The sequence below is a fragment of the Phenylobacterium sp. genome, assembly GCF_041920015.1.
Lineage (GTDB): Bacteria > Pseudomonadota > Alphaproteobacteria > Caulobacterales > Caulobacteraceae > Phenylobacterium.
Genome location: NZ_JAYRST010000133.1, coordinates 1 through 3,987, shown reverse-complemented (window position 1 = coordinate 3,987; position 3,987 = coordinate 1). Strand labels below are relative to the sequence as shown.

5 protein-coding genes are annotated in these 3,987 nt (G+C 70.3%); 3 read left to right on the top strand and 2 right to left on the bottom strand.

Annotation, left to right across the window (positions count from 1 at the left end; all coding sequences use genetic code 11):
• On the top strand, positions 1 to 1,028 hold a 1,028-nt coding region (locus ACE3TL_RS16645), incomplete at its 5' end, for an esterase-like activity of phytase family protein (protein WP_374579778.1).
• Between the two features lie 201 nt (positions 1,029 to 1,229).
• Here the strand turns inward: ACE3TL_RS16645 and rpmB are convergent.
• Positions 1,230 to 1,526, bottom strand: coding sequence for a 50S ribosomal protein L28 (rpmB, locus tag ACE3TL_RS16640; protein ID WP_374579777.1), 297 nt, complete (start codon positions 1,524 to 1,526; stop codon positions 1,230 to 1,232).
• 345 nt (positions 1,527 to 1,871) lie between these two features.
• Positions 1,872 to 2,441 carry an OmpA family protein gene (locus tag ACE3TL_RS16635; RefSeq protein WP_374579776.1) on the bottom strand — a complete coding sequence of 190 codons (570 nt, stop codon included), beginning with the start codon at positions 2,439 to 2,441 and terminating at the stop codon, positions 1,872 to 1,874.
• A 268-nt stretch (positions 2,442 to 2,709) separates the two neighbouring features.
• Between ACE3TL_RS16635 and ACE3TL_RS16630 the strand changes: the two genes are divergently transcribed.
• Together ACE3TL_RS16630 and ACE3TL_RS16625 are read left to right on the top strand one after the other, a co-directional pair.
• Positions 2,710 to 3,348, top strand: coding sequence for a TetR/AcrR family transcriptional regulator (locus tag ACE3TL_RS16630; protein ID WP_374579775.1), 639 nt, complete (start codon positions 2,710 to 2,712; stop codon positions 3,346 to 3,348).
• Positions 3,345 to 3,987 (top strand): biotin/lipoyl-binding protein (locus tag ACE3TL_RS16625; protein ID WP_374579774.1); only part of this gene is annotated, 643 nt, incomplete at its 3' end. The genes ACE3TL_RS16630 and ACE3TL_RS16625, both read left to right, overlap by 4 nt.

Sequence of the window (3,987 nt, the reverse complement as noted above, 5' to 3'; positions counted from 1 at the left end):
GCAGTGGCATGATGCACGTCCTCAATTTCTCCCCCCCTGGGGGAGGTGGATCGCCGCGCCAGCGGCGAGACGGAGGGGGCGTCCTGGCCTCCCTCCTCGCCGCCCTCGCTCTCGCCGCTTGCGCGGCCCCGCCCCTGCCGACCGCGCCGGTCGCCGCCACCGGGGAGATCGCCGTCGCCGCCGTGCCCGTCGCGCTCAACCCCGCCGACCCGGCCCAGAGCGCCGTCGGCGCTTTCCGCTACGCCGGCGGCGTGGCCCTCTCCTCGGCCGACACTGCGCGCTTCCACGGCCTCTCCGACATGGCGGTCACCGACGGGGTGAACCTGACCGCGGTCAGCGACGAGGGCGACCTCCTGAAGGCGAAGATCGTGCTGGACCGCCAGGGCCGCGTCGCGGGCCTCGCCTCGGCGAGGATCACCGCCCTGCCCGGCCTCGACGGCAAGCCGCTGCCCGGCAAGCTCGCCGCCGATTCCGAAGGCCTGGCCCTGATGGCCAATGGCGACCTGCTGGTCTCCTTCGAGCAGAATCACCGGATCTGGCTCTATCCGAAGGATGGCGGCGTCCCGCGCCCGGTTCCCTCGCCCGACGCGAAATTCCCGCCCAATGGCGGCATGGAGGCGCTCGGCCCCGATCCGGCCGCTGGCCCCGACGCCTATGTCGCCGGCGGGGAAGAGAGCGGCCAGACCTGGACCTGCCGCCTTTCGGGCGCCTGCGTTTCCGGCCCGGTGGTCGCCAAGCCGCCGGAGTTCGGCCTCGTCGCCCTCGCGCGCCTGTCGGAAGGCCGCACGGCCTGGCTGCTGCGCGCCTGGGACCCGATCCGCGGCAGCCGCGTGACCCTGACCATCCAGGCTTCGGACGGCCGCGAGCTCGGCCGCCTGGAGCTGGCCCGCCCCTACACGGTCGACAATTTCGAGGCCCTGGCCGCGGTCCCGGCCAAGGACGGGAGCATCCGGTTCTACCTGCTCTCGGACGACAACTTCCAAAGCATCCAGCGCACCCTGCTCCTGGCGTTCGACTGGAAGGGGTAGCGGCGGGTTTCTGCAACGCCTCCACCCTAAACCTGCCGATAGCCCCGCTATCGGCAGGCGAAAACGCCCCCGCGGGCGCTCTATCCCCGCGAACCGTTCGATTCTGGCAGGTTTTCCCGCCCCCTGCCGATAGCTTCGCCGATAAGCAAAAAGGCCGCCCCGAGGGACGGCCTTTTCGAAACTTCCGAAAGCCTGGAGGGCTTAGGCGGCGGGCTGCTCGGCCAGCTTGGCCTTGAGCTGACGCTTGATCTTCAGGGCGCGCGGCGAAAGGTTCTCGTCGCGGGCGCCGACCAGGAAGGCGTCCAGGCCGCCCTTGAAGTCCAGGGTGCGCAGGGCCGCATTGGTGATGCGCAGCCTGAACGACTGGCCCAGGGCGTCCGACTGCAGCGTCGCCGGCGAGAGGGCCGGCAGGAAGCGGCGCTTCGTCTTGATGTTCGAGTGGCTGACGTTGTGGCCGACCATGGGACCGACACCGGTGAGTTCGCAACGACGCGACATGGCTTTATGACCTACGCGAGAAAGGGATGTGCGGCGGGAGGACCCGCGCGAAGGAGCGGGCGATATAGTCGAAGCCCGCATCGGGCGTCAAGGCGGAGCCGCCGAAACCTTGAGTCTTTTCGATGCATTGGCCGGCGCGGGCGCCGATCCGATTGTGCTTCAAGCGCGGCGATATACAATCCCTTGTAGGGAACAAAGCCTGAATCGGCGCGAGTCGCTGATTCGGACACGCTTCGTTTCGCCCGCGTTCCCCAACGCCAAGCTTCATAACGACGTTCTTCGAACGCGCACGAAAAAGGCCCCGCGCCAACGCACGGGGCCTTCGTCGATCTTGCCAGGCCGCCCTTAGGACAGCACGACCACCACGACCCGACGGTTGGCCGCACGGCCGTCGCGGGTGTTGTTCGGCGCGACCGGCTCGTCCTCGCCGTAGGAGATGGTCGCCATCCGGTTCAGGGCCACGCCCTGCTTGTTGAGATAGCGGCGCACGGCCTCGGCGCGGTCGGCGCCCAGGCGGATGTTGCCCTCGGGCGAGCCGGTGGCGTCGGTGTGGCCCTGCACCTCGACATAGACGTTCTTGTTCTCGCCCTTCAGGCGGTCAGCCAGGGCGGTCAGCCGCTCCTCGGCCTCCGACGACAGGGTCGCCTTGCCGGTCGGGAACTTCAGCGCGTCGTCGGACAGCACCACCTGGTAGAGGAACTTGCCCTCGGCCAGCTTGCCGGCCGCGGTCGCCCGCTCCAGGGCCTCGCGGGAGGTCTGGTCCAACTCGCCCAGGCGGGTTTCATGCTGGGCGACCTTGGCGTCGACGACGCCGACCTGTTCGTTGACGTATTTCTTCGTGGCGCAGCCCCCCAGGCCCAGCGTCCCGATCGCCAGAGCGCTCAAGACCACCCCGCGCGTTTTCGTACCAATCATCGTTTCCTACGACCTCTCCAGCCGCCTCTTCCAAAGCCCGGACATTCAAAGACCCCTGGCACAGCAGGACTTCCCCGCATTCGCACGGGCAGGCTTCGCCGCGAAAAACGGGCCTTGGCCGACATGGTTGCGGCGGCGTTCGGTCGCACCCCCCGGAAAACGCGGCTTTCCCCGACCTGAGATTGAGCCACGCCGAAATTCGCCCATGCTCCGGCTTGCGGAACACCGATCTTCATATTACTGACTATCTGGTCAGTTATTTAGAGCCATGTCCTCGACCGCCGCCCCCAAGCTCAAGCGCCGCAAGGCCGACCGGCCCGACGAGATCGTCGCCGCCGCCTTCCAGGTGTTCGCCAAAAAGGGATTCGCCGCCGCGCGGCTGGAGGACATCGCCGCACGCGCAGGCGTCTCCAAGGGCGCGATCTATCTCTATTTCGCGACCAAGGAGGACGTCTTCCGCGCCGTGGTCGAGCAGGCGGTCGCGCCCCATCTCGCCCAGGTCCGGGCAGCCGTCGCCGCCCCTTCGCACGCCTTCCCCGACCTGTTGCGCGACATCGTACCGACCATGGCTGGCCTGGCCGCCTCGTCGCCCCTGGGCGGAGTGCTGAAGATGGTGGTCGGGGAATCGCGCAACTTCCCGCATCTGGCCCAGGCCTGGCACGACACCCTGGTCGCCCCGGCCCTCGCGGCCATGACCGCCGCCATCGCCGCAGCCCAGGCACGCGGCGAGCTGCGCCCCTGCGATCCGCGTCAGGCCGCCATCGGCCTCGTCGCGCCGATGCTGGTCGGCGTCATCTGGCGCGAGACCTTCGTTCCGGTGGGCGCCGCCCCGCTGGATATCCCCGCCCTCGCCCGCCAGCACGTGGAAACATGGCTGGGCGGCATGTCCGCCGGAGCCGCCGGATGAAGCCCCAGCGCCTGCTCGTCCCTGGCCTGCTGCTGGCCGCCGCCGTCATCGTGGGGGTGATCTGGCTGGTTCCGCGGTTGACGCAGCCGGCGGTCCTGTCCGGTTATGTCGAGGGCGAGCCGCTCTATCTCGCCTCGCCGGTCTCCGGCCGCGTCGACCAGATGCTGGTCCAGCGCGGCGACACCGTGGGCGCAGGCCAGCGATTGTTCGTGGTCGATCCTTCGCAACTGCGCGGCGCACGCGACCAGGCGCAGGCCGAGGTCGCCGCCGCCCAGGCCCAGGCGGCCGACGCCCGCAAGGGCCAGCGCCCGGTCGAACTGGCCGTGTTCGACGCCAATCTCGCCGCCGCCGAGGCAAGCCTGCGCGACACCGAGGCGACCCTGCGCCGCGTCCGCCCGCTGGTGCAGAAGGGCTTTTACGCCAAGGCCCGGCTCGACGACGCCCAGGCCGCGCGCGACGCCGCGGCCGCCCAGGTCGCCGCCGCCCGCCGCCAGCGCCAGGCCGCCGCCCTCGGCGCCCGCGAGGATCAAGTCCGCGCCGCCGACAGCCGCGTGGCCCAGGCCGGCGCGGCGTTGGACGCCGCCCAGGCCCGCCTCTCCGACATCGCCCCGGCCGCGCCGGCGCCCGCCCGGGTCGAGG